Annotated in this window: 26 protein-coding genes and 1 riboswitch; of the genes, 14 read left to right on the top strand and 12 right to left on the bottom strand. The window is 66.6% G+C overall.

All coding sequences use genetic code 11. The annotated features are described in order from the left end of the window. Positions 1-28 precede the first annotated feature (28 nt). The 3 genes from ACSLGO_RS04240 to ACSLGO_RS04230 all read left to right on the top strand — a co-directional run bounded on the left by ACSLGO_RS04240 (position 29) and on the right by ACSLGO_RS04230 (position 2,026). On the top strand, positions 29-1,012 hold the full coding sequence (locus ACSLGO_RS04240; protein ID WP_387003216.1) for a 3-methyladenine DNA glycosylase: 984 nt from the start codon (positions 29-31) through the stop codon (positions 1,010-1,012). Beyond that, positions 949-1,473: an SRPBCC domain-containing protein gene (locus ACSLGO_RS04235; RefSeq protein WP_436400005.1), complete on the top strand. Its 525-nt coding sequence runs from the start codon at positions 949-951 to the stop codon at positions 1,471-1,473. Before ACSLGO_RS04240 ends, ACSLGO_RS04235 begins: the two co-directional genes overlap by 64 nt. 67 nt (positions 1,474-1,540) lie before the next feature. Continuing rightward, entirely contained in the window at positions 1,541-2,026 is a 486-nt protein-coding gene (locus tag ACSLGO_RS04230; RefSeq protein WP_387003222.1) for a serine protease inhibitor, read from the top strand. On the opposite strand, the gene ACSLGO_RS04225 is transcribed toward ACSLGO_RS04230, so the two are convergent. Continuing rightward, a complete protein-coding gene (locus ACSLGO_RS04225) occupies positions 1,989-2,504 on the bottom strand; it encodes a DUF4442 domain-containing protein (protein WP_263128013.1) in 516 nt (171 codons plus the stop codon). The two genes, ACSLGO_RS04230 and ACSLGO_RS04225, sit on opposite strands and share 38 nt — an antisense overlap. Positions 2,505-2,646: 142 nt before the next feature. On the opposite strand from ACSLGO_RS04225, the gene ACSLGO_RS04220 reads away from it, so the two are divergent. From ACSLGO_RS04220 to purL, 7 genes are all read left to right on the top strand, one after another. Further along, on the top strand, positions 2,647-3,072 hold the full coding sequence (locus tag ACSLGO_RS04220; protein WP_091600684.1) for a hypothetical protein: 426 nt from the start codon (positions 2,647-2,649) through the stop codon (positions 3,070-3,072). Positions 3,073-3,151: 79 nt separating this feature from the next. After that, positions 3,152-3,931, top strand: a complete 780-nt coding sequence (locus tag ACSLGO_RS04215; RefSeq protein WP_091600685.1) for an amino acid ABC transporter substrate-binding protein — start codon at positions 3,152-3,154, stop codon at positions 3,929-3,931. An 8-nt stretch (positions 3,932-3,939) separates the two neighbouring features. After that, positions 3,940-4,608 (top strand): amino acid ABC transporter permease, encoded by a 669-nt coding sequence (locus ACSLGO_RS04210; RefSeq protein WP_152274187.1) that lies wholly within the window; start codon positions 3,940-3,942, stop codon positions 4,606-4,608. Beyond that, positions 4,595-5,368 (top strand): amino acid ABC transporter ATP-binding protein, encoded by a 774-nt coding sequence (locus ACSLGO_RS04205; protein ID WP_436400002.1) that lies wholly within the window; start codon positions 4,595-4,597, stop codon positions 5,366-5,368. Before ACSLGO_RS04210 ends, ACSLGO_RS04205 begins: the two co-directional genes overlap by 14 nt. 182 nt (positions 5,369-5,550) lie before the next feature. Continuing rightward, positions 5,551-5,805: a phosphoribosylformylglycinamidine synthase subunit PurS gene (gene purS, locus ACSLGO_RS04200; RefSeq protein ID WP_091600688.1), complete on the top strand. Its 255-nt coding sequence runs from the start codon at positions 5,551-5,553 to the stop codon at positions 5,803-5,805. Between the two features lie 2 nt (positions 5,806-5,807). Further along, the gene (gene purQ, locus ACSLGO_RS04195) at positions 5,808-6,581 is read left to right on the top strand and encodes a phosphoribosylformylglycinamidine synthase subunit PurQ (protein ID WP_436400000.1); all 774 of its coding nucleotides are present in this window, start codon (positions 5,808-5,810) and stop codon (positions 6,579-6,581) included. Next, positions 6,581-8,890, top strand: a complete 2,310-nt coding sequence (purL, locus tag ACSLGO_RS04190; protein WP_325786100.1) for a phosphoribosylformylglycinamidine synthase subunit PurL — start codon at positions 6,581-6,583, stop codon at positions 8,888-8,890. Before purQ ends, purL begins: the two co-directional genes overlap by 1 nt. A gap of 74 nt (positions 8,891-8,964) precedes the next feature. Here the strand turns inward: purL and ACSLGO_RS04185 are convergent, their stop codons facing one another. After that, positions 8,965-9,927, bottom strand: a complete 963-nt coding sequence (locus ACSLGO_RS04185; RefSeq protein ID WP_386918004.1) for an endonuclease domain-containing protein — start codon at positions 9,925-9,927, stop codon at positions 8,965-8,967. 132 nt (positions 9,928-10,059) lie between these two features. Between ACSLGO_RS04185 and ACSLGO_RS04180 the strand changes: the two genes are divergently transcribed. Together ACSLGO_RS04180 and ACSLGO_RS04175 are read left to right on the top strand one after the other, a co-directional pair. Beyond that, positions 10,060-10,596: a GNAT family N-acetyltransferase gene (locus ACSLGO_RS04180; protein WP_193313207.1), complete on the top strand. Its 537-nt coding sequence runs from the start codon at positions 10,060-10,062 to the stop codon at positions 10,594-10,596. 38 nt (positions 10,597-10,634) lie between these two features. After that, on the top strand, positions 10,635-11,075 hold the full coding sequence (locus ACSLGO_RS04175; protein ID WP_436399997.1) for a hypothetical protein: 441 nt from the start codon (positions 10,635-10,637) through the stop codon (positions 11,073-11,075). Here ACSLGO_RS04175 and ACSLGO_RS04170 read toward each other — a convergent pair. Together ACSLGO_RS04170 and ACSLGO_RS04165 are read right to left on the bottom strand one after the other, a co-directional pair. Then, entirely contained in the window at positions 11,011-11,589 is a 579-nt protein-coding gene (locus ACSLGO_RS04170; protein WP_226802364.1) for a DUF1990 family protein, read from the bottom strand. The genes ACSLGO_RS04175 and ACSLGO_RS04170 overlap by 65 nt on opposite strands. Continuing rightward, a complete protein-coding gene (locus ACSLGO_RS04165) occupies positions 11,586-11,978 on the bottom strand; it encodes an MmcQ/YjbR family DNA-binding protein (RefSeq protein WP_091600694.1) in 393 nt (130 codons plus the stop codon). The genes ACSLGO_RS04170 and ACSLGO_RS04165 overlap by 4 nt, the downstream gene beginning before the upstream one ends. 129 nt (positions 11,979-12,107) lie before the next feature. On the opposite strand from ACSLGO_RS04165, the gene ACSLGO_RS04160 reads away from it, so the two are divergent. After that, a complete protein-coding gene (locus tag ACSLGO_RS04160) occupies positions 12,108-12,929 on the top strand; it encodes a DUF1206 domain-containing protein (protein WP_091600695.1) in 822 nt (273 codons plus the stop codon). Here ACSLGO_RS04160 and ACSLGO_RS04155 read toward each other — a convergent pair. The 5 genes from ACSLGO_RS04155 to ACSLGO_RS04135 are packed head-to-tail and all read right to left on the bottom strand — an operon-like array spanning position 12,926 to position 17,935. Next, positions 12,926-13,801 (bottom strand): MetQ/NlpA family ABC transporter substrate-binding protein, encoded by an 876-nt coding sequence (locus tag ACSLGO_RS04155; protein ID WP_226802363.1) that lies wholly within the window; start codon positions 13,799-13,801, stop codon positions 12,926-12,928. The two genes, ACSLGO_RS04160 and ACSLGO_RS04155, sit on opposite strands and share 4 nt — an antisense overlap. A gap of 30 nt (positions 13,802-13,831) precedes the next feature. After that, a complete protein-coding gene (locus tag ACSLGO_RS04150; RefSeq protein ID WP_436399994.1) occupies positions 13,832-15,046 on the bottom strand; it encodes an acyl-CoA dehydrogenase family protein in 1,215 nt (404 codons plus the stop codon). Beyond that, positions 15,046-16,461, bottom strand: a complete 1,416-nt coding sequence (locus tag ACSLGO_RS04145) for an LLM class flavin-dependent oxidoreductase (RefSeq protein WP_152274179.1) — start codon at positions 16,459-16,461, stop codon at positions 15,046-15,048. Before ACSLGO_RS04145 ends, ACSLGO_RS04150 begins: the two co-directional genes overlap by 1 nt. 27 nt (positions 16,462-16,488) lie before the next feature. Continuing rightward, complete coding sequence (locus ACSLGO_RS04140) at positions 16,489-17,154, bottom strand: methionine ABC transporter permease (protein ID WP_091600699.1); 666 nt, start codon at positions 17,152-17,154, stop codon at positions 16,489-16,491. Beyond that, on the bottom strand, positions 17,147-17,935 hold the full coding sequence (locus tag ACSLGO_RS04135; RefSeq protein ID WP_152274178.1) for a methionine ABC transporter ATP-binding protein: 789 nt from the start codon (positions 17,933-17,935) through the stop codon (positions 17,147-17,149). The genes ACSLGO_RS04140 and ACSLGO_RS04135 overlap by 8 nt, the downstream gene beginning before the upstream one ends. A 104-nt stretch (positions 17,936-18,039) precedes the next feature. Continuing rightward, positions 18,040-18,144: riboswitch (SAM riboswitch) on the bottom strand. A gap of 210 nt (positions 18,145-18,354) precedes the next feature. On the opposite strand from ACSLGO_RS04135, the gene ACSLGO_RS04130 reads away from it, so the two are divergent. Beyond that, a complete protein-coding gene (locus ACSLGO_RS04130) occupies positions 18,355-18,906 on the top strand; it encodes an SAP domain-containing protein (RefSeq protein ID WP_263128004.1) in 552 nt (183 codons plus the stop codon). Positions 18,907-18,927: 21 nt separating this feature from the next. Here the strand turns inward: ACSLGO_RS04130 and ACSLGO_RS04125 are convergent, their stop codons facing one another. The 3 genes from ACSLGO_RS04125 to ACSLGO_RS04115 all read right to left on the bottom strand — a co-directional run bounded on the left by ACSLGO_RS04125 (position 18,928) and on the right by ACSLGO_RS04115 (position 21,677). Beyond that, positions 18,928-19,344 (bottom strand): CoA-binding protein, encoded by a 417-nt coding sequence (locus tag ACSLGO_RS04125; protein ID WP_325786109.1) that lies wholly within the window; start codon positions 19,342-19,344, stop codon positions 18,928-18,930. 84 nt (positions 19,345-19,428) lie between these two features. Beyond that, positions 19,429-20,202 (bottom strand): alpha/beta fold hydrolase, encoded by a 774-nt coding sequence (locus ACSLGO_RS04120; RefSeq protein ID WP_091600703.1) that lies wholly within the window; start codon positions 20,200-20,202, stop codon positions 19,429-19,431. 80 nt (positions 20,203-20,282) lie between these two features. Continuing rightward, positions 20,283-21,677, bottom strand: a complete 1,395-nt coding sequence (locus tag ACSLGO_RS04115) for an LLM class flavin-dependent oxidoreductase (protein ID WP_436399991.1) — start codon at positions 21,675-21,677, stop codon at positions 20,283-20,285. Positions 21,678-21,687: the final 10 nt, after the last annotated feature.

The following is a 21,687-nucleotide window of genomic DNA, read 5'->3' as shown; positions in this document are numbered from 1 at the left end:
TGGGCAGCACGGCGGGATAATGGAAGGCGTGAGCTTTCCTAACCCCGCCGTGCTGTCCGAGGATGAGTGGCTCCCCCGCCAGGCCGCTTACCAGGACCGGGTGCGCCCGTTCACGGAAGGTTTCCTCCGCCGGCGTTCCGCTGGTCAGAAACACCCGGTGGAGGATTTCCTCTTCACCTACTACTCCCTGAAGCCCGGCCAGCTGATGCGCTGGCACCCAGGTGCCGGCGTCGTCCTCACCGGGCCCGCAGCGGCGGAGCGGACGGACTGGAAGTTCTACCGCACGCTGACGCCGGGGGAACGCACAGCGGCCGGGCTGAACCCGGAGATCCCGGCGGTCACGGTGGATGTGGGCGCATTTGCCGCAGCCCGCGGCACGGCGGCCGGGTTCACCCGAATGCTGCTTTCCCGCACAGCCGCCCGCAAACCGTCACTGGGCTGCTTCGGCATGCACGAGTGGGCCATGGCCTACAAGTCCGAAGTGAACGGAATCCGGCATGAATACCTCGGCCTGCGGCTGGGCGCCCAGGGCACGAATAACCTGGTGGAGCAGAGCCGGATCCGCTGCACACACTTCGACGCATTCCGCTTCTACGCACCCGAGGCCATTGAACTCAACGAGCTGACCCCCACGCGGGAAAACCAGCGGGACCTGGAACAGCCCGGATGCCTCCACGCGAACATGGACCTCTACAAGTGGGCCTACAAACTGACCCCGCTGCTGCCCGGGGACCTGGTGATGGACTGCTTCGAACTGGCCTGGCGGATCCGCGAGATGGACATGCGCGCGTCGCCGTACGATCTGCAGGACTGGGGATATGAACCCATCCAGGTAGAGACTCCAGCGGGGCGGGCGGCGTACGCTTCCTACCAACGCGGTTTCACCGAAGAATCGCAGCAGCTGCGGGCCCGGATTCTGGGCCTGCTTGATCCGCTCCAGGAGCAGCTATGCAGCCCGAACCCACAGGCCGGGTCCACCGAACCGGAGAAGACTCCTATGACCTGGTCCTGACCCGCCGCCTCGCCGGCAGTCCCCGGGAGGTCTGGGCCAGCTTTGCGGACGCCGGCCAGGCGTCCGCGTGGATCGGACGCTGGGACGGCATCCCCGAACCGGGATCAGGCTTCGGCTTCCAAATGCTTTACGAAGAGGGGCAGCCAACCAGCCAGGCGCGGCTCGCCGAGTGCGTTCCGCGGGAGCGGCTGCGTGTGCTCATGGAGGACGACGGCGGCAGCTGGGACCTGGAAGTGCGGCTCCGGGAGGACGCCGGCGGCACCCGCCTGGAGTTCACCCAGCACTTGGCTGATCCCGCCCCCGCAGAAGACACCGGCCCCGGCTGGGAGTACTACCTGGACCGGCTCGAGGCTGCCCGCAGCGGCGATGCACAGCCGGAATTCGACCAGCGTTACCTGGACCAGGGCTCCTACTACGCGGCCCAGGCCCGGGACGCGGCCGCCGCGCCGCCGCCCGCCTGACCCTGCGCCCGCCTCACCTCCCGGGCGGCTAGGCTGTAGCCCAACCGACTCCGGAAGGTCCCGCCACATGCCGAACCGCCTGCCCCGCACCGTCCTGGCCTTTGCTGCTGCCGCGCTTCTGCTCGCAGGGTGCGCCGATTCAACTCCCGGCACCTCGCCGTCGTCATCCGAGCCCGCGTCCTCACCGGCCAGTTCCGCGGCCACCTCACCTGCCGCCGCAACGTCGCTGAGCGTTGAGCTGATGGCCGACGGCGAAGCCGTCACGGACAGCTGGACCCTGGAATGCGACGGCGCCAATCCGGTTGGCGAATCCGGTGCCCCTGATCCCGCGGCGGCGTGCTCCGCCCTCGCCGAAGGCGGAACCGGACTCTTCGCGGAACCGGGCAGTGACGCCGCGTGCACCATGCAGTACGGCGGACCGCAGCGGGCTACGGTGAGCGGCACCGTGGACGGGAAAGCGGTGGAGGCTGAGTTTGCGGCGTCGGACGGCTGCCAGATCAGCCGCTGGGAAGCGCTTAGCGGACTGCTTGGTCCGGCGACGGCAGCGATGTAGCACTGCCGAGCACCGGCAGCTCCCGCTTGCGCCGCAGGTAGACCTGCTTGCGGACCCGTGCCACGACGTCGCCGGTTGAGTCCCGGACCTCGACAGTGAACCACTCCAGCACTTTGGCGCCGCCGGACGCGGCCTCGCGCAGCCGCTCAATGTCCGCCTCCGTGATGGCGAAGTGCGCCACCACGTCTCCCCTGCCCGGCTTGATGAAGTCGATCTCGGCCGCGCGGTCCCAGATGACGTTCTCCTTGCCCAGGTGCCGCAGCAGCAGCATCATCCAGAATGGATCCGTCATGGCGAAGAGACTCCCGCCAAACAGCACCCCCGCAACGTTGCGGTTCCACCAGCGCAGACGCAGCCGGACCGTGGCGGAGAGGAAGTCCTCCGGCAGGTCCGTGATCTTGATCCCGGAGAAGAGGAAGGGCGGCCAGATGTTCATGGAGCGCCGGACAATGCCCGGGCGGGCAGCAACGAGTTTCACCGCTCCACTGTACCGACTGTGATTCAGGCCATTCCGACTTCCTTAGTAAGCACCCTTAGGTCTATTATTGAATCAGCTTGCTTACTATCCATGTACGGACCGCGCTTTGACAGGCGCGCCGGGCTTGACCGGAGGAACCAGATTGTCGATCGAAGCAACACCCGAAGACCCGCAGTGCCCCGCAGTTACGGGCGCGCAGGCACCCGCCGAGTACGTGCCGTGGTGCTCGTACTGCGGCACCGATGAGTTCCTGATCATCGAATCCGTTGAGCCGTCCAGGACCGCCGATGCCGCCGAGTTCCTGGAAATCAGCTACACCTGCGGCGAGTGCGACCGTTTTTACGGCCACCCCGTGCGCCACTCACCGCTGTGGGCCCGCCGGGCCGTCACCGAGCAGGCAGAGACCGAATACCTGCACTGCGGCGAGCCGATGAAGCCGAAGGACACCCGCATGGTGTCCCTCTCCGAACCGCTCAGCACGGATCCGGATGCCGACACCGGGGACGTACGCCTGGAAATCAACATCCTGCGCTGCACGTGCGGGTTCCAGATCGAGCTGCCGGCGTAACAGCCGGCACAAGGGAGCGCTTCCGGACTCACCGGGGGCGCTCCTGCTGTTTCCAGCCGGTGCAACCAAGGAGGCCACCATGCAAAGATTCAAGGCCGCTGCTGCCGCAGCCGCCGCGGTCTTCTTCCTTGCAGCCTGCACTCCGGGCGCTGCCACCAGCCTCGAGGCCGTCCAGGACCAGGGGACGCTCACCATCGGCACCGAAGGCACCTACCGGCCCTTCAGCTTCCACGAAGACGGCGTTGGGGACCTGACCGGGTACGACGTCGAGATCGCCAGGGCTGTCGCAGGCAAACTCGGAGTGGAAGCCCGGTTTGGGGAAGCCCCGTGGGATGCGCTCTTCGCCGGACTGAACGCGGGGCGTTTCGCCATGGTCGCCAACCAGGTTTCAATTACGCCGGAACGTGTGGACTCTTACGAGTTCTCGGACCCCTACACCGTGAGTCCCGGCGTCGTCGTGGTTCCCAAGGGCGACACGTCCATCACGTCCTTCGCCGACCTGGCAGGAAAGACGACGGCACAGTCCCTGTCCAGCAACTGGTACGTCCTGGCGCAGGAAAACGGCGCCAGTGTTGAGGCAGTCGAGGGGTGGGCCCAGTCCGTCTCCCTCCTGGAACAGGGGCGGGTCGATGCGACGGTCAATGACCGCCTGACCTTCCTCGACTACATCCTGCAGAGACCGGACGCGCCAATTCAGGTCGCTGCCGAAACCGATGACCCGGCGCTCATGGCTTTTGCCTTCACCAAAGGCAACACTGAACTGCGCAATGCCGTCAACCAAGCCTTGAAGGAACTGCGTGAGGACGGCACGCTGGCAGAGATCTCCAACAAATACTTCGGCGAAGACGTTTCGCAGTAAGGACCGCCGTGGACCAGCCGACGTGGGACCTCATCACCGCTTCCTTCCTGCCCCTGCTCACCGGGGCGGTCACCGGCACCATCCCCCTTGCGTTGATTTCCTTCGCCGTCGGCCTGGTGCTGGCCCTGGGCGTCGCGCTGATGCGGCTGTCCAAAATCCGGCTGGTGTCCTGGATCGGGCGGGCATACGTGTCCGTCATCCGCGGCACACCGCTGCTGGTCCAGCTGTTCGTCATCTTTTACGGCCTGCCTTCCATCGGAGTCCTGGTCGACCCGTGGCCCAGCGCCATTATCGCGTTCTCCCTGAATGTGGGCGGGTATGCCGCCGAAGTGATCCGGGCAGCGATCCTCTCCGTGCCGCGCGGCCAGTGGGAAGCCGCGTACACCATCCGGATGTCTCCGGCGCAGACGCTGATCCGGGTGATCCTCCCGCAGGCCGCCCGGGTTTCGGTCCCCCCGCTGTCCAACACCTTCATCAGCCTGGTCAAGGACACCTCCCTGGCGTCCCTGATCCTGGTCACGGAGCTCTTCCGGCGGGCCCAGGAGATTGCGGCATTCAGCCAGGAGTTCATGGTTATCTACATTGAAGCTGCGCTCATCTACTGGCTTATCTGCGTTGTGCTCTCAACCGGGCAGTCGGCGCTGGAGAGGAGGCTCGACCGCCATGTCGCAACCTGAGGACGGTAACGCCCCGGTTCTAAGTGTCCGGGACCTGCACAAACGGTTCGGAAGCGTTGAGGTGCTTCAGGGCATCGATCTTGAGATTCCGCGCGGCCAGGTCGTGGCGCTGATCGGCCCCAGCGGATCGGGAAAGACCACCGTGCTGCGCTGCCTCAACGGCCTGGAGGTTCCCGATTCGGGAACCGTGCAGTTCGACGGCGGCGACACCGTGGACTTCGCCGCGAAACCTCCGCGGCCGGTGGTCTCCGGCCTGCGCGAGCACAGCGCGATGGTGTTCCAGCACTACAACCTGTTTCCGCACCGGACCGTATTGGAGAACGTGCTCGAGGGACCGGTTCGGGTGCAGCGCCGCCCCAGGGACGAGGCTACGGCGGACGCGATGTCACTGCTCGGCCGGGTTGGACTGGCGGACAAGGCCGGGGCCTATCCCAACGAACTTTCCGGCGGGCAGCGGCAGCGGGTGGGGATTGTGCGGGCACTGGCGCTGAAGCCGCGGCTGCTGCTCTTCGACGAGCCCACCTCTGCGCTGGACCCGGAGCTGGTGGGTGACGTGCTTGAAACCATCCGGGAGCTGGCGGCTGAAGGCTGGACCATGCTCCTGGTGACGCATGAGCTGCGCTTCGCCCGGGACGTGGCCGACTCGGTGGTGTTCATGGACGGCGGGGTGGTGGTTGAGTCCGGACCCCCGTCCGAGGTGCTGGAAGCACCGCGGCAGGAACGTACCCGTGCCTTCGTCCAGCGCCTCCTGAACCACTAGCCCCTCGCCAACCCTCCCACCAAATCGAGATGGCAGAAAGTGCCCGTTTCAGCCCTGAAACGAGCACTTTCTGCTATCTCGGCGTACCACCGTAGAATGAAGGAGCAAGCTCGCGGAGCGCTGAATCAGCGTGAGACGGCACGGTCCGCGGCCACCCCTTTTCACTCACAGGAGTTACCCCGATGCCCCGGATCGTTGTTGACGTCATGCCCAAGCCCGAGATCCTCGATCCGCAGGGCAAGGCCATTGCCGGCGCCCTTCCCCGACTGGGCCTGAACGGCTTCACCGGGGTCCGCCAGGGCAAGCGCTTCGAACTCACCGTCGACGGCGACGTCACCCCCGAAATCCTCGAGCAGGCCCGCACCGCGGCAGCCACTCTGCTCTCCAACCCCGTCATTGAAGACGTCACCCGCGTCGAAGTTATTTCGGAGGCTTAGTCTTGAGCACCCCGCTGATCGGCGACTACTCCGCCGCGCCCGAGGACGCTGCCCTGCGCGCCGTCCGCGTTGGCGTCATCACCTTCCCCGGCACGCTTGACGACCGCGACGCCGCACGCGCCGTGCGCCTGGCCGGCGGCACCGCCGTCGAACTCTGGCACGGAGACGCGACCCTGCAGGGCGTCGACGCCGTCATCATCCCCGGTGGATTCTCCTACGGTGACTACCTGCGCGCCGGAGCGATTTCCCGCTTCGCGCCGCTGATGGAAAAGGTTGTGGACGCGTCCAAGGGCGGCATGCCCGTCCTCGGCATCTGCAACGGTTTCCAGATCCTCACCGAGGCGCACCTGCTGCCGGGGTCGATGATCAAGAACGACCACCTGAAGTTCATGTGCCGGGACCAGCTGCTGCGCGTGGAGAACAACTCCACGGCCTGGACCTCCGCCTACGGGCAGGGCGAAGGCATGGTCATCCCGCTGAAGAACCAGGACGGCCAGTACGTCGCCGACGAAAAGACCCTGGACGAGCTCGAAGGCGAAGGCCGCGTGGTCTTCCGCTACGACGGCTTCAATCCGAACGGCTCACGCCGCGACATCGCCGGCATCACCAACGCCGCCGGCAACGTCGTCGGCCTGATGCCGCACCCCGAGCACGCCGTGGAAGCCGGCTTCGGCCCGGATTCTTCCGCCGGAGGCGACGTTGCCCTGGGCGGCGGCACCGACGGAATCGGCATCTTCACCTCAGTACTCACCTCGCTCGTTGCCGGAGGCAAATAATGACCGCGTCTGCTAACTCCACTGCCGAGCAGAAGAAGTTCAACATCGACACCGTTGAGCATGCGGCGTCCACCCCGGACACCCCGCTGCCCTGGGCCGAACTGGGCCTGAAGGAGGACGAATACAACCGCGTCGTCGAAATCCTGGGCCGCCGCCCCACCGCCGCGGAACTGGCGATGTACTCGGTCATGTGGTCCGAGCACTGCTCCTACAAGTCCTCCAAGGTGCATCTGAAGCAGTTCGGTGACAAGGTCACCGAGAAGATGAAGGAACACCTGCTGGTTGGCATCGGTGAGAACGCCGGCGTCGTGGACATCGGTGAAGGCTGGGCGGTGACCTTCAAGGTCGAATCCCACAACCACCCGTCCTTCGTGGAGCCCTACCAGGGCGCCGCGACCGGCGTCGGCGGCATTGTCCGCGACATCATCTCCATGGGCGCCCGCCCGGTGGCCGTAATGGATCCGCTGCGCTTCGGTGCGATCGACCACCCGGACACCGCCCGCCTGGTGCACGGCATCGTCTCCGGCATCGGCGGCTACGGCAACTCCCTGGGCCTGCCCAACATCGGCGGTGAAGTTGTTTTCGACTCCGTCTACCAGGGCAACCCGCTGGTCAACGCGCTGGCCGTGGGCGTCATGCGGCACGAGGACATCCGTCTGGCCAACGCCTCCGGCGCCGGCAACAAGGTGGTCCTGTTCGGTGCGCGCACCGGCGGCGACGGCATTGGCGGCGCCTCCGTGCTGGCCTCCGAGTCCTTCGACGACGCCAAGCCCTCCAAGCGCCCCGCGGTGCAGGTGGGCGACCCCTTCGCCGAGAAGGTGCTCATCGAGTGCTGCCTGGAACTGTTCAAGGCCTCCGTGGTCGAAGGCATCCAGGACCTCGGCGCCGCCGGCATCTCCTGCGCGACGTCGGAACTCGCCTCCAACGGCGACGGCGGCATGCATGTTGAGCTCACCAAGGTTCTGCTCCGCGACCCGTCCCTGACCCCGGGCGAAATCCTGATGTCCGAGTCGCAGGAACGCATGATGGCCGTCGTGACGCCGGAGAACGTGGAAGCGTTCGAGGCGATCATGGACAAGTGGAACGTCGAATACTCCTGGCTCGGCGAAGTCACCGGCACCGGCCGCCTGATCATCGACTGGGACGGCGAAACGATCGTCGACGTCGATCCGCGCACCGTCGCCCACGAGGGCCCGGTCTACAACCGTCCGTTCCACCGCCCCGAGTGGCTCGACGGCGTGCAGTCCGATTCCTTCTCCGCGGAGCGCCCGTTCGGCGGAGAAGCTGTGAAGCAGGCCGTACTGGAACTGATGGCGTCCCCGAACATGTGCGACAAGTCCTGGGTCACCAACCAGTACGACCGCTATGTGCAGGGCAACACGGCCCTGGCCATGCCCGACGACGCCGGCGTGATCCGCGTGGACGAGGAAACCGGCCTGGGCGTTGCAATCTCCACAGACGCCAACGGCCGCTACACCTACCTGAACCCGTACGAGGGCGCCAAGCTGGCCCTCGCCGAGTCCTACCGCAACGTCGCCACCTCCGGTGCGCGCCCGATGGCCGTCACCGACTGCCTGAACTTCGGCTCCCCCGAGGATCCCGAGGTCATGTGGCAGTTCGCCGAGGCCGTCCGCGGTCTGGCCGACGGCTGCCAGGAGCTCGGCGTGCCCGTCACGGGCGGCAACGTTTCGCTCTACAACCAGACCGGCGGCGTCGCCATCCATCCCACCCCCGTGGTGGGCGTGCTCGGCGTGTTCGACGACGTTGCCCGCCGCACACCGTCGGGCTGGCGCGAGGACGGACAGGCCATCTACCTGATGGGCGTCACCCGCGACGAGCTGGACGGCTCCGAGTTCGCCAACCTGCGCGGACATCTGGGCGGCCAGCCGCCGAAGGTGGACCTGCAGGCCGAGAAGCTGCTGGGCGACCTGCTCATCAATGCCTCCCGGGACGGCATGATCGACTCAGCGCACGACCTCTCCGAGGGCGGCCTCGCCGCCGCACTGTCCGAGATGGCGCTGCGTTTCGGCGTCGGCGCCCGGATCGGCCTGGACGAAGTTGCCGAGCGCGACGGCGTGGACCTGTTCACGCTGCTGTTCTCCGAGTCCCAGGCACGCGCCGTCGTCTCCGTGGCCCGCAGCGAGGAGGTCCGGTTCAAGGACATGTGCAGCGCCCGCGGCTTCGCACACTCCCGGATCGGCGTCGTGGATACCGAGATTGGTGCACTGGATTTCCAGGGCCACTTTGTCCTGCCGCTGGATGAGCTGAAGGAAGCACACGAGGGGACCCTGCCGAAGCACTTCGGCTAATCCCCCCATCGAGATTACAGAAACTGCCCGTTTGAACGCTCAAACGGGCAGTTTCTGTAATCTCGTTTAGCGGGTTACTCTGGGCTGCCAGTGCGCCAGCCAGCCGCCCAGAGTGCAGCGCGAACCTTTTCCACCGCCGGCTGCGCGCCGTCGACCATATGCCGCCGGGAGATTCGCACCTCGGTCCAGCCCAGGGCGCGGGTCCGCTCTTCGCGGCTGATGTCCCGTGCCACCTGTTCCGGGTCCGAATGACCGGCGCCCTCATACTGGACCGCCACCCGGTACTTGGGGTATCCAAGATCCGGCTCATGGTGCAGGACGCCGTCCGCGTCCACTATGGGGACGTTGACTTCCGGCTCGGGTAGTCCTGCTGCGCCAAGCGCCAGCCGCAGCAGGGTTTCCGGCGGGGAATCTGCACCCACCCTGCTCAGCCGCAGAGCCTCACGCGCGGTCCGGATTCCGCGCTGGCCCGGGTGCAGTCCGATGATCGCATCCAGTTCCTCCTGCGTGGCGTAGGGGTCAGTCCGGCCTTCGTACAACTGCCGGGGAATTCTGATCAGATGGTCGGCGATCACGGTGAGATCCTCCACTGTCAGGTGTTTCGATAGATCCAGCCACGTTTTCGCCCGTGAGGTAAGGACCAGCCCGTCCAAGGTGGTTACCTCGCCTGGCAGGAACCGGCCGGTGTGGCCGACGACGCCGAAACGCCTCGGCGGCGCCAGCCCTTCCGGGCGGGTGATGTGCAGCTCCGGCGCCTGTCCCGGCACTACCGGCAGTGGAAACCCCCAGGCCTCGGCTGCCGTCCGGTGTGACGCGACAGAGAAAGAGGTGACGCGTGTGAAGGGCGCAAGCCTGTCGGGCAGCATCGACGAGATGAGATCGCTCGCATCGAGGGTGTCCGTGGCCCGGATGGCCCTGCTGATACGGCGAATGCGAACGTTGCGGAGGATCCCTCTGCTCACTCCTAGTGCATCCGAGTCGTACACGGTGTACGTCGACTGGCTGAGCTCTTGAGGCAATTCGCGAGGAGTCCGCATGGCCAGCATTATGGCCTGTGCAACTGGGCGGTTTTTCGATATCCACAGCTCTCCCATCGAGATGACAGAAACTGCACGTTACAGGCCCCAAACGGGCAGTTTCTGTAATCTCGATGGGGGAGAATATGTTCCGTGAGCACTTTCTCGACGGAGCAGACGCCGGCCGGCACCCTGCTGACTGACCGGCTTGAACTTGCCGAAATGACCGCAGCGGAAGTCGATGCCCTGATAGTGGGCGACCGGTGCGAACACTGGGCACCCGATTTCCCCCAGCTGGTGGACGAAGACGCCGCCCAGCAGTACTTCCAGGCCGGGCTGCTGGGCCCCCGGGCCGGCACCTTCGGCGCCCGGATCATCCGTGAACACCAGGGTCCGGCCATCGGAACCATCGGGTTCCTCGGCCCTCCCGTGGACGGAATCGTGGAGGTCACGTACAACATTGCCCCGTCCCGCCGGGGCCTGGGTTTCGCCACGGAAGCCCTCATAGCCCTCAGCCGCTTCGCGCTCGAACAGCCGGGCGTGGAACGCGTGGTGGCCTACACCGACGAGGCGAACGAAGCATCAATGTCCCTGCTGCTCACCGCCGGCTTTATGCCTTCCGACTCCACCGGACCGGACCTGGCTTTCGTCCTCCACAGCACGTCGCAGCTGCCCGACGGCGATTCCTGAGCTGGTAGGGTCGGCTCAGCTTTCGAAGGGGGCCGAAAATGACTGCACCTGCACGCAGCAGCAGACGCGCGCTGCTGCTTCTTGGGTTACTGCTCCTGCTCATGGGAACCGTGTCCGTGGCGGTGAACCTTCCCTACCTGCCCGACGGCGGTGGCTACGATGCCGCGGTTCCCTGGATCGCGTCGGGGTGCGGTGTCTTCGGCATTGCGGGCAGTATCTGGTGCCTGGTGCAGTACCGGCGGGGCCCCGAGTCCACAGGGCTTCTGCTGCGGGGCGGCGGCAGCCGGATGTTCAGTGCCATCATGCTGGGCGTCTGCGTCGTCCTGCTCCTGGTGGGACTCGCCCTTGACCAGCCGACCATCAGCACCGGCCTGCCCTCGCTGCTGGCCTTCAACTTCACCCGCAGCCTCTTTACTACCGAGTCGCCGCAGGACTTCCCCCGGCAAGACGCCGGGCAGCCCGGAAATAGCGTCGGGTAATGAGCTCCTGCGTCCACCGGGTCACCGGACTGCCCAGAGTCATGATCCAGTTGGCGGGACGGCTGTAGGCGGCGACCCGGAAGAGCAGCTGCCCGTCCGCCGTGAGTTCCGCGTAGAAGCCCTCCTCTCCGGCCACCGGATGCCCCCGCAGCGTGCCGTAGCCAAAACCGGCGCGCTGCCCGGAAACCGGTACACCGCCGTCGAGCAGCGGTTCAGCACTCCACAACACCCGGCACGGCGCCCGCCAGCGCAGCCGGCCAAACCCCGTTCCCGAGGCCATTTCCACTCCTGCCGCAGCCCGCGGCGTGTCCGCAGCAACCCGCAGCCCTGAGCCCCGGTGCAGGTCCCAGTCCAGTACGCCGTCCGCCAGCCGCAGGAAAGCCGCGGCCGGGTCCGGCACGTCCATCAGCTCGGACCGCAGCACCAGCCGGTAGCCCTCAGGCCACCCGGCCTCCAGCGGAGCCGGGTACGTGCGCTCAGTGAAGCCGGGATCCGGATAGGTCAGCGGGCTCACCCTTCGGCCAGGCCCTTCCAGGCCAGCGACTCGCGGTCCCGCCGCGGCAGGGACGCAACCACCAGGTCATAGGAGTCCTCCACGAGGTTCCGGACCAGTTCTTCCTCCAGCCCTCCTGTGAGGTCCAGCTGGTTCCAGTGCGTCTTGTTCATATGCCATGCCCCGGAAATCTCGGGGTGGGCCGCCCGCAGCTGCAGGGCCAGCTCGGGTTCGCATTTAAGGCTGACCATCAGCGGATCCGCCGCCAGCGTGCTCATGGCAAACATCTTCGCCGGCCGGGCCGGGCCGCCGGCACGCACCTTGAACACCGAGGTTTCCGGGCCGAATGGAAAGTCTTCATATGATCCGGTCAGGGACAGGCAGTACTGCCTCAGCGATGCGGCGTCCATAACCCGACCTTAGCCCCGCGTAGGTCCCGGTGCATCACAGATGGCAGGATGGAAGCACATCACTAAGCACACGAACTATGCGGCTGCGCCCCCGGGTCAGCCGCCGGGGCGCTGGAGGAGACATTGGGCATGGAAGGCACACGCGGGGGCAGGGTTGCCCAGGCCGCAGGGCGGGCAGCCGACTCGAAGTCGTTCGAACGCGCGGCGCGCATGGGCTACGTGGCCAGCGGGCTGCTGCACGCGCTGATCGGCCTCATCGCGTTGCAGATCGCCGGAGGCGGCGGGGGCGACGCCGATTCATCCGGTGCCGTGGCAGCACTCGCGGACCAGCCGGGCGGCATCTTCCTGATCTGGGCCTGCTTCCTTGGCTGCCTCGCCCTGGCTCTGTTCCAGGCAACGCGCGTATTCCTGGATTCCGGCGAAGACCGCAAGGAGGTCTGGAAGAAGCGCGCCTCTGATGCCGGTTCGGCCGTGGTTTACGGAGCCATCGGCGTGAGCTTCGGCGTGTTCGCCCTGGGCGGCTCCAGCGACAGCGAGCAGAGCCAGGTCACCTGGACCGGCCGGGTGCTCAGCCAGCCGGCCGGGCAGTGGCTGGTGGGCCTTGCCGGAGCGGTGATCGCCGGAATCGGCATTTACTTCATCTTCAAGGGGGTGACCCGCAGGTTCCGCAATGACCTCAAGGCCGTTCCCGGCCGGACCTGGCAGCGCACGGCCACCACCACCGGGATCGCCGGGTTCGTGGCCAAGGGCGTCTCCCTGCTGATCCTCGGCGTACTGGTGATCGCCGCTGCCGTGACGGCGGATCCGGAAAAGTCCACCGGACTCGACGGCGCCCTGCGCGCCCTCCATGAGGCCCCACTGGGCTGGCTGGTGCTGGGCGCCGTCGGTGTTGGACTGATCTTCTACGGCCTGTACATGGCCCTGATCCGGGCCCGGTTCGGCAAACTCTAGGCCTGCCACCAGGAGTCGAGTTCCTCCAGCGGATCCGCGTCCCAGGGAGTGGGCAGCACACCGTCCAGGTAACCGGCGAACCACTCCCGGACTTCGGGTGACTGGTACGCCTCCTGCAGCGCACGCGCCTTCTCGGAGTCGGCGAATGCCGCCGTTCCGGCCACCACGCAGCGGAACGGAATCTGGTCCGCTTCCTTCTCAAAGGCCAGCGCGTCATCCGGGAACAGGCCGATCTCCGCAGCCAGCCGCACGAACAGGAACCCGGCGTCCACGTCAGGCAGCGTCTTGGACAGGGACTGCTGGTCAACCTCAACGAACTCGAAGTTCTTCGGGTTCGCCGTGATGCTTTCCTGTGACGTGTGGATTACGCCCACTCCGTCCTTGAGTTCCAACAACCCGGCGTCACGCAGCAGCACCAGCCCGCGCCCGTTGTTAGCCGGGTCCACCGGCAGGGCGATCCTGGCGCCGTCGGGCAGGTCCTGCAGGCTGGAGTAGCGCTTGGACCAGATCCCGGCCGGCGACCCGTAAACGTAGAACAACGGCTGCACTTCGAGCTTCTGGTCCACGTTGAACTGCTGCAGGTACGCGCCGTGCTGGAAGTAGTTGGCATCGAATTCGCCGTTGGAAACCGCGAGGTTCGGCTGGATGATGTCCGTGACGTAGGTGGCTTCCAGCGTCCATCCCTTGGCCTTGAGCAGCTCGGCGGCGATTTTGGTGGGCTCCTGGTAGGGCGCCGATTCGGTGGCAATGATCTTGATGGTCTTGTCGCCCGACGCCGATGCCCCGCCGGTCAGGCCGCATCCGGTGGCGGCGGCCAGTGAAGCGGTTCCGGCACCGGCAAGTGCGAGTTTGAGAAAGTTCCTGCGTTCCATGGGTATTCCTTCGAAGAAGTGCGAGTGTGTTTAGCGGTAGGCGGAGGGAACCGGTTCGGTCCCGTTCAGGAAGAACCGGCCCAGTTCGTTGTATTTCCAGGCAACGGGGTCATGCAGGGTGTGGGTGCGGACGTCCCGCCAGTACCTGTCGAACCCGTATTTGCTTCCGGCCGCCCGGGCACCGGTGACGTCGAAGATCCGCGCCGTGACATCGAGAGACACCTCGTGGGCGGTGACCTTCGCCGCGGCGATCTGCTCGGCGACTCCGGCCCGGTCCGTGGCGGTGAGCGAGTCCCCGGCGTCGAACGCCCACTGCAGGGCGGTGGTGGCCTGCTCGACGACGGCGGCCAGCGCCTGGAGCCTCGCGGTGAAGGATCCGTAGTGGTTCTGGATAAACGGATCGTCCGACGCCGATTCAACCTCCGCGTGGAACCATGGCCGGGCGGAGCCGAGGGTGTAATCCCGGGCGGCAAGGACCGCTCCTTCCGCGGCAGCGAGGTAGGCGTGGGCGAAGAGCAGCTGGAACGCGGGTGTGGTCAGGACCTGGTGCGGGAGGCGTTCGCCGTCATGCGTTCCCAGGTTGGTGATCACCTCGGAGTCCGGCACGAACACGTCCCGGAACTCGATGGTGTTGGTGGCTGTGAGGCGGGAACCGAGGACGTCCCAGTCATCGTGGCGCACCACGCCCTCGGAGGCGGTGTCGATGACCAGCGCCAGCCGGGAGCCGTCGTCGAGCACTGCCCTCGCGTAAATCCTGTCCGCCACCCGGCTGCCGGTTGCAAACGGTTTCCTGCCCGTCACCAGGTAGCCGCCTCGGGTGCGGACGGCGGTGGCCTGGGGACCCTGGGGCGTGCCGGTGGAGGACCAGAGCCACTGGTGGATCAGGCACTCGTCCGCGAGGTCCTGCCCCCGCGCCGGATCGAGGTCGATGTAGGGGAAGGCCTGGAAAATGTAGTGGTAGCCCAGCAGCTGGCCAATCGAGTTGTCCGCCCGCGCCACCCGCTGCACAATCTCGAACGCGGTGCTCCAGCTGATTCCGGCACCGCCGAAGCGGGCCGGAATGGTCAGCGGCAGCAGCCCGGACCGGCGGAGGATTTCGACTTCCGTGAACGGCGGCTTGTTGGCGGCGTCGCGTTCCAGGGCATCCGCGCCGAGGATTGCGGCGACCTCGTCGGCGATCTCAAACCAGGGGACAGCCTCCGGGGCCGAGGTATGGCCGTAACGGGTCAGCAGGCTGGCGGTCATCAGTTGGCTCCTGACGTTGCAAGGGTGTTCGTGAAGGCTCCGCGGAATGCGGCGGCACGGTGGCGTTCGTTCAGCAGCGGGCCGGCACCGAAAAGCTTCTCCCGCAGCGTGCCCGGGGCGTAGTCGCTTTGGGCCAGGCCCCGGCGGCGCAGTTCGGGCAGCACCCCGTCGATGAAGTCCGTGTAGGAGCCGGGCAGGACGGCGTTGATGATGTTGATGCCGTCCACGCCGGCGTCCTGCCAGCGTTCAAGCTCGTCGGCGATCTGTTCCGGCGTGCCGGTGACCTGCTGGGCCTCGGTGCGGTAGCGGGCGACGTCCGCCAGGGTGGGGTTGCCGCCCGGGGTGGAGTCGATAATGGCCTGCAGCACGCCGCGCCCGCCTTCGGTCTGCACGTCTCCCAGCGGGGTGTCCAGGTCCAGGCCGCCGAGGTCGATGCCCAGGCCGCCGCCAATGTGGGCGATGACCGCGTCCAGGTCCAGGTATTCATCCTGTTCGGCTTTCTTCCGCTGCGCTTCCGCCTCGGTTCCGCCCACCACGAAGGACAGGCCGGTGAACACCTTGATGTCATCCGGGAGCCGTCCGGCTTCCACAGCACGGGCCCGGACTCCGGCGGCTACCTTCGCGGCATGGGCCGGGTTGGGCGCAAAGATGAAGGTTGCTTCGGCGTTGGCGGCAGCGAACTGCTGACCGCGCCCGGAGCTGCCGGCCTGGAAGAGCACCGGGGTGCGCTGCGGGGACGGTGAGCTCAGGTGCGGCCCGTCAATGGAGTAGCGCTCGCCGCGGTGGTGGATCTTGTGGACCTTGTCCGGGTCCGCGTGCACCCCGGCGTCCTTGTCCTGGATGAGCGCGCCCTCGTCCCAGGACCCTTCCCAGAGCTTGTAGACGGCGTCGGTGTATTCGTCCGCCCAGTCATAGCGTCGGTCGTGTTCGGTGAGGCCGTCCCCGCCGAAGTTGCGGTGCGCGTTCTCCAGTACGGACGTGACGATGTTCCAGCCGGCCCGGCCGCCCGAGAGATGGTCCAGCGTGGAGAGCTGCCGGGCGAAGTGGAAGGGGTGGCTCTGCACCACGGACGACGTCGCTGCGAGCCCAATGTTGCTGGTGGCACCGGAGAGGGCGGCAAGCAGCAGCAGCGGATCGTTGGCCGGCACCTGCAGGCCGCGGCGCACGTGGGAGGCCCAGCCGCCGTCGTGGTTGCCGTACAGGCCCACGACGTCGGCGAAGAACAGGGCGTCGAATTTCGCGTCTTCGAGCCGGCGGGCCAGGTCCGTCCAGAAGGACAGTTCGTTGAAGCGGTGCTGTTCGGCGTCCGGGTGGCGCCACTGCCCGCCGCGGATGTGGCTGGTGGTGTTCATCAGGAAGGCGTTCAGCAGCAGGCGCGGACGCGGCCCGTTGAAGCGGGTACTGGGAGTGCTCATGGGGTTCTTTCGGTAGGAATGGGAAGGCTAGAGTCGCTTGTCGGCGCGGCGGGAGAGCCAGGAGCCGCCCAGCTGCACGGCCTGGACCAGCAGGACCATCAGCACGATGGCGGTGAGCATCAGCCCGGTCTCATAGCGGTAGTAGCCGTAGCGGATGGCGAAGTCGCCGATTCCGCCGCCGCCCACCAGGCCGGCCATCGCGGAGTAGGAAATGAAGCTGACCGTCATGATGGTGATTGAGCTGATCAGCGCCGGACGGGCTTCGACCAGCAGGACGTCCCGCACGATCTGCCCGCGGGTGGCGCCCATGGAACGGGCGGCTTCCACCACTCCTCCGCCGAGCGCGGTGAGGTTCTGTTCCACGAACCGGGCGAAGTAGGGAATGGCGTTGATGGTCAGCGGCACAATCACGGCTGCCGTTCCGATGGTGGTTCCCACCACGAACCGGGTAAACGGGATGATGGCGATCAGCAGGATCAGGAACGGAAAGGACCGCACCAGGTTCACCAGCGAGTCCAGGATCCGGTGGAGCCTGGGCTTGTGTGCCAGTCCATCCGGGCCGAGGGCGTACAGGAGAACCCCCAGCGGGGTGCCGATCAGCACCGCAAGGGGAATGGCCACCAGCAGCATGGTGCCGGTCTGGCCCAGGGCGGCGAGCAGTTCCGGCCACACTTCGGCAATGCGCTCAAGCAACGCGGGCTCCTTCCCGGGCAGCGCGGTCCAGGGTGATCTCATCCGAGATCAGGTACCGGCCGATCGCCGTGGCCGGAGTGAAGCCGGGACGGGAGAGTTCCGCGAGCGCAAACTGCTCCACCACGCGGCCTTCCTCCATGACGGCCACGTTGTCCGCGATGGCCTTGATGACATTCATTTCATGGGTCACCACCACGATCGTGATGCCGAAACGGGCGTTCACATCACTGAGGTACTGCAGCACGGAGGCCGTGGTGCGCGGATCGACGGCGGAGGTCGGTTCGTCGCACAGCAGCACCTTGGGGCGGGTGGCCAGGGCGCGGGCAATGGCGACGCGCTGCTTCTGCCCGCCGGAAAGTTTCGCCGGGTAGGTTCCGGCCTTCTCCGAAAGGTCGACGACGGCGAGCGCCTCCAATGCCCGGGCGCGCCGCTCAGCGGCACTCTTCACTCCGGCGAACTTCAGCGAGAGCTCAACGTTCTGCGCCGCGGTGCGGTTGTTCAGCAGGTTGAAGTGCTGGAAGATCATGCCGATCTCATGCCGTGCGGCACGCAGCTCACCGTCCCCCAATTGGGTGAGGTCCGTGCCGTCCACCAGTACCCGGCCGGCGCTGGGCCGTTCCAGCAGGTTGATGTTGCGCAGCAGGGTGGACTTGCCGGCCCCGGAGAACCCGATGATGCCCTGGATGCTTCCCCTGGGAATGGCCAGGCTGACGTTGTCCACAGCGGTAAAGGCCGATTCACCGCCTCCGAAGACGGTAGAGACGTTTTCAATCCGGATCATGCTGTCCTCCTGCGGTCTAAGCCCGGGAAGAGGTGCACGCTGCGGGAAGGAACGGGACCCGGACCTCAGGGCACGGGAACACGGACCGGATAAGAGCAGGTGCTTCTCCATCGGTCCTGGCGGTAGCACCCTGCTTCGGCGGGATTGCCCGCGGAAGGGGGTTGCTGCGGCGTCACGGAGCCAGGTCTCTCAGCCGCTCTGGATGGTTACGGAACTATCTAAGCCGCGCGTACCCCGGTAGGGCCAGAACATTTCCCCGTGCGGCCCAATGCGTCGGCACGTAACGTGCTCCGGCGTCACAATCGGTTTTGTTACGTCTTCCGGCGTCCTGCGCCATCCCGCACCGAAGCTCTGAAATCACTTGGCCCGGGCCCGGCGCGGGAGCACCGATTCTCCGGCCTGTCCGGGAGGATGGGAACGTGACAGCTACGGAACGCCCCGCCCTCGCCCCTTCGCTTGGGCCGGAGGAATTCCGCCGCTGGTACTGGCTCAAGGATGAGCTGCAGGCATTCGCCCGCGCGCAGGAACTATCCGCTGCCGGTTCGAAGGACCAGCTCACCGAACGGATAGCCGCATTCCTGGGCGGCGCACCGTTTCCTCCCCCGGAAACCCGTCCCCGTTCCTCCCGGGAGCGTCTGGTTCCGCCGCTGACCATCCACACCGTTATTCCGGCGGGACATCCCTGCACCCAGGTGCTGCGGGAATTCTTCGTCAATGCCCTGGGCCCCGGATTCAGGTTCGATGCGCCCATGCGCGAGTTCTTCGCCGCCAATGACGGCACCGCCACGCTGGCCGCTGCGCTGGATCACTGGCACGCCACCCGGGATACTGCGGCACGGCCGATCGGCCGGCAATTCGAGTTGAACCGCTTCTCGCGGGACTGGCATGCAGCGCATCCCGGCGGCACCAGGGACCAGATGCTCCAGGCCTGGAAGACGCACCGCTCCCTGCCTGTGGACCTGCGGAACTAGGTTTCGCGCGGCGCTCCGCCGCTAGAGCCCGAAACGCCCGGCTTCAATGACCGGGCAGGTGTTCATGACGACGTCGAGCCCGGCGTTCGCGGCACGCCTCGCGGCGTCTTCATCCACCACTCCCAGCTGCAGCCAGACGGCCTTGGCGCCTACCGCGATGGCCTGGTCCACGACGTCCCCCACCTTGGCCGAGTTCACGAAGCAGTCCACAACGTCCACCTGGCCGGGGATCTCCGCCAGCTTCCGGAAACCCTGCTGGCCGTCGAAGGCCTGGCCGGACAGGTTCACGGGAATGATCTCCATGCCCAGGGAGTCCCGGACAAACCGTGAAACCCCCACGGCGGGGCGGGCCGGGTTGTTCGAGAGGCCCACTACCGCCCAGCGGCCTTTAGACGTGAGCAGCCGGGTAACGACCTCGGGATCGTTGCGGTGCGCCATGCGGTACCTCCTTGAGTCGATGCAGGATTCCCACCCTACGCTCAGGGGAAAACGCACCCGGCACCGGGCCTATTCCAGCCGCCTTTAGTTCAGGAACGCCTCGACGGCGGTGGCCAGGATCCGGTCATCAAGCCCGTGCCAGCTCCCCTCCAGCAGCTGGAAAGAACCTTCCGGCAGCAGCTCGGCGGTTTCACGCGCCCATTCGCGCAGCCTGTCATCGCTTCCGGAACTCGCCAGCACCAGGACCGGAACGCGGATACCGGTCAGGGACCGCACATCGGTTTCCAGCAGCAGGGTCAGGTCATAGGAGATGGTGTGCGCGGCCGGCTCGAACGGACTGGTGTCCGAAGACTCAATCATCTCCGGCGGCACCCCGATGGACTCCTGGAACAGCCGTACGGCACCGGCCCGGTCACCTGCCGCCAGCAGCTCATCCAGTTCGGGGCGGATGTCCGGGTCCTCGTCACTGTCTTCGGTGAGCGGCGGTTCCACGGCGATCACGCTCGAAATGACGGCGGACTCCGAGGCGGCCCGCAGCGCCAGGACCGCGCCGGAGGAGGTTCCCAGCAGGGCCGCCGTTCCGCCCGCGGTCTCCACCACCGCCAGCAGGTCGTCTACCTCGGATTCGGGGGTGTACTGTTCCCCGTCCCCGCTCTCACCCTTGCCTCGGCGGTCATAGGTGTAGACGGTGTGCCCGGCGGCCAGCAGTTCGGCAACACCGGCCATCCCCGAGGTGGTCCGGTCCACCATCACGGGGTCCACCACCACCAGCGGCGGGCCTTCTCCCTGCCGTTGCCAGGCAATCGGCGTTCCGTCGGCGGAAAGCACACGTCCTGAGGCTTCGGCTGATGGATCCATGGGGTTCTCCTTAGCTGGAAGCTGCGGGTCCCTCAACGGTAGGAGCGCCGGGGAACCCGGTCAATGGCCGCCCCGGACTCCTAGCCGTTGACGGCGGGGGCCAGCCGGAACTTCGCGCCGCGGTGGTCTTCCGGCAGCTTGTCGCCGGCCCCGAAGAGCTTGTTGCGCAGCGTGCCGGGAGCGTATTCCGTGGGGTAGGCCCCGCGTTTCTGCAGCTCGGGCACCACATACTCCACCACGTCCTCGAAGGTGCCGGGCGTGACGGCGTAGGCCAGGTTGAAACCGTCGACGTCGGTTTCCTCCACCCAGCGGATCAACCCCTCCGCGACCTCCGCACCGGAGCCAACCAGGCGTGGACCAAGGCCGCCGATTCCCGCGCTGGCGGCGATGTCCCGCACCGTCCAGGGAGCGCCGTCGTCGTTCACCTTCTGGAAGTTCGCGGCCGCTGACTGGATGGCATTGGACTTCACGGCACCCAGCGGCTCATCAAGGTTGTAGGTGGAGAGGTCAACCCCCATCCAGCCGGAAAGCAGGGCCAGGGCGCCTTCGTCGCTCGTGTAGCGCTGGTAGTCCTGGTGCTTGGCCTCGGCTTCCTCGGCCGTGGCTGCGGTGATGATGGTCAGCAGGGTGTAGATGCGGATTGAGTGCCGGTCCCTGCCGGCAGCTTCAGCAGCGTCCCGGATCCTGGTGACGGTAGCTTTCAGCTTCTCCGGGGTGGGAGCGCCCACGAACACCGCTTCGGCGTTCTCCGCTGCGAAAGCGATGCCCCGCGGTGAGGCGCCGGCCTGGTAAATCACCGGGGTGCGCTGCGGGGAGGGCTCGGAAATGTGGATTCCGGGGACCTTGAAGTACTTGCCCTCATGGTTGATGTCATGGACCTTGGCGGGGTCGGTGAACACGCCGGATTCCCGGTCCCGCACCACGGCGCCGTCTTCCCAGGAGCCCTCAAGCAGCTTGTAGACCACCTCGAGGTATTCGTCCGCGTGGTTGTAGCGCTCGTCGTGCTCCAGCTGGTCTTCCTGGCCCATGTTGCGTGCCGCGGACGGCAGGTAGCCGGTCACCACGTTCCAGCCCACCCGTCCCTCGGTGAGGTGGTCCAGGGTGGAGAGCCGGCGCGCGAACGGGTACGGGTGCTCGTAGGCCGTCCCGGCGGTGACGCCGAAGCCGAGGTGCTCGGTCACCAGTGCCATCGCGGAAACCAGCAGCAGCGGATCGTTGACGGGCACCTGGGTGCCCTGGCGCAGGGTCGCGTCGTTGGAGGAGCCATAGACGTCATACGTGCCCAGCACGTCGGCAATGAAGATGCCGTCAAACAGGCCGCGTTCGCAGGTCTGCGCCAGGTGTGTCCAGTAGCTGAGCTTGGTGTAGTCCGCCGAGCGGTCGTCGGGATGGCGCCAGAGTCCCGGTGACTGGTGCCCAACGCAGTTCATGTCGAAGGCGTTGAAGCGGATCTGGCGGGCGGGCGTGGTGGCCATGAGGGTCCTT

Source organism: Arthrobacter sp. IK3, from assembly GCF_051337705.1.
Lineage (GTDB): Bacteria > Actinomycetota > Actinomycetes > Actinomycetales > Micrococcaceae > Arthrobacter_B > Arthrobacter_B koreensis.
The sequence above is the reverse complement of the archived record's forward strand: the minus strand, read 5'-3'. Positions and strand labels throughout refer to the sequence as shown.

Coding starts and splice junctions, on each gene's coding strand:
- ACSLGO_RS04235 (WP_436400005.1), top strand. CDS start 949: ATGCAGCCCGAACCCACAGGCCGGGTCCACCGAACCGGAGAAGACTCC.
- ACSLGO_RS04230 (WP_387003222.1), top strand. CDS start 1,541: ATGCCGAACCGCCTGCCCCGCACCGTCCTGGCCTTTGCTGCTGCCGCG.
- ACSLGO_RS04215 (WP_091600685.1), top strand. CDS start 3,152: ATGCAAAGATTCAAGGCCGCTGCTGCCGCAGCCGCCGCGGTCTTCTTC.
- ACSLGO_RS04205 (WP_436400002.1), top strand. CDS start 4,595: ATGTCGCAACCTGAGGACGGTAACGCCCCGGTTCTAAGTGTCCGGGAC.
- purS (WP_091600688.1), top strand. CDS start 5,551: ATGCCCCGGATCGTTGTTGACGTCATGCCCAAGCCCGAGATCCTCGAT.
- purL (WP_325786100.1), top strand. CDS start 6,581: ATGACCGCGTCTGCTAACTCCACTGCCGAGCAGAAGAAGTTCAACATC.
- ACSLGO_RS04185 (WP_386918004.1), bottom strand. CDS start 9,927: ATGCGGACTCCTCGCGAATTGCCTCAAGAGCTCAGCCAGTCGACGTAC.
- ACSLGO_RS04175 (WP_436399997.1), top strand. CDS start 10,635: ATGACTGCACCTGCACGCAGCAGCAGACGCGCGCTGCTGCTTCTTGGG.
- ACSLGO_RS04165 (WP_091600694.1), bottom strand. CDS start 11,978: ATGGACGCCGCATCGCTGAGGCAGTACTGCCTGTCCCTGACCGGATCA.
- ACSLGO_RS04160 (WP_091600695.1), top strand. CDS start 12,108: ATGGAAGGCACACGCGGGGGCAGGGTTGCCCAGGCCGCAGGGCGGGCA.
- ACSLGO_RS04155 (WP_226802363.1), bottom strand. CDS start 13,801: ATGGAACGCAGGAACTTTCTCAAACTCGCACTTGCCGGTGCCGGAACC.
- ACSLGO_RS04150 (WP_436399994.1), bottom strand. CDS start 15,046: ATGACCGCCAGCCTGCTGACCCGTTACGGCCATACCTCGGCCCCGGAG.
- ACSLGO_RS04145 (WP_152274179.1), bottom strand. CDS start 16,461: ATGAGCACTCCCAGTACCCGCTTCAACGGGCCGCGTCCGCGCCTGCTG.
- ACSLGO_RS04135 (WP_152274178.1), bottom strand. CDS start 17,935: ATGATCCGGATTGAAAACGTCTCTACCGTCTTCGGAGGCGGTGAATCG.
- ACSLGO_RS04125 (WP_325786109.1), bottom strand. CDS start 19,344: ATGGCGCACCGCAACGATCCCGAGGTCGTTACCCGGCTGCTCACGTCT.
- ACSLGO_RS04120 (WP_091600703.1), bottom strand. CDS start 20,202: ATGGATCCATCAGCCGAAGCCTCAGGACGTGTGCTTTCCGCCGACGGA.
- ACSLGO_RS04115 (WP_436399991.1), bottom strand. CDS start 21,677: ATGGCCACCACGCCCGCCCGCCAGATCCGCTTCAACGCCTTCGACATG.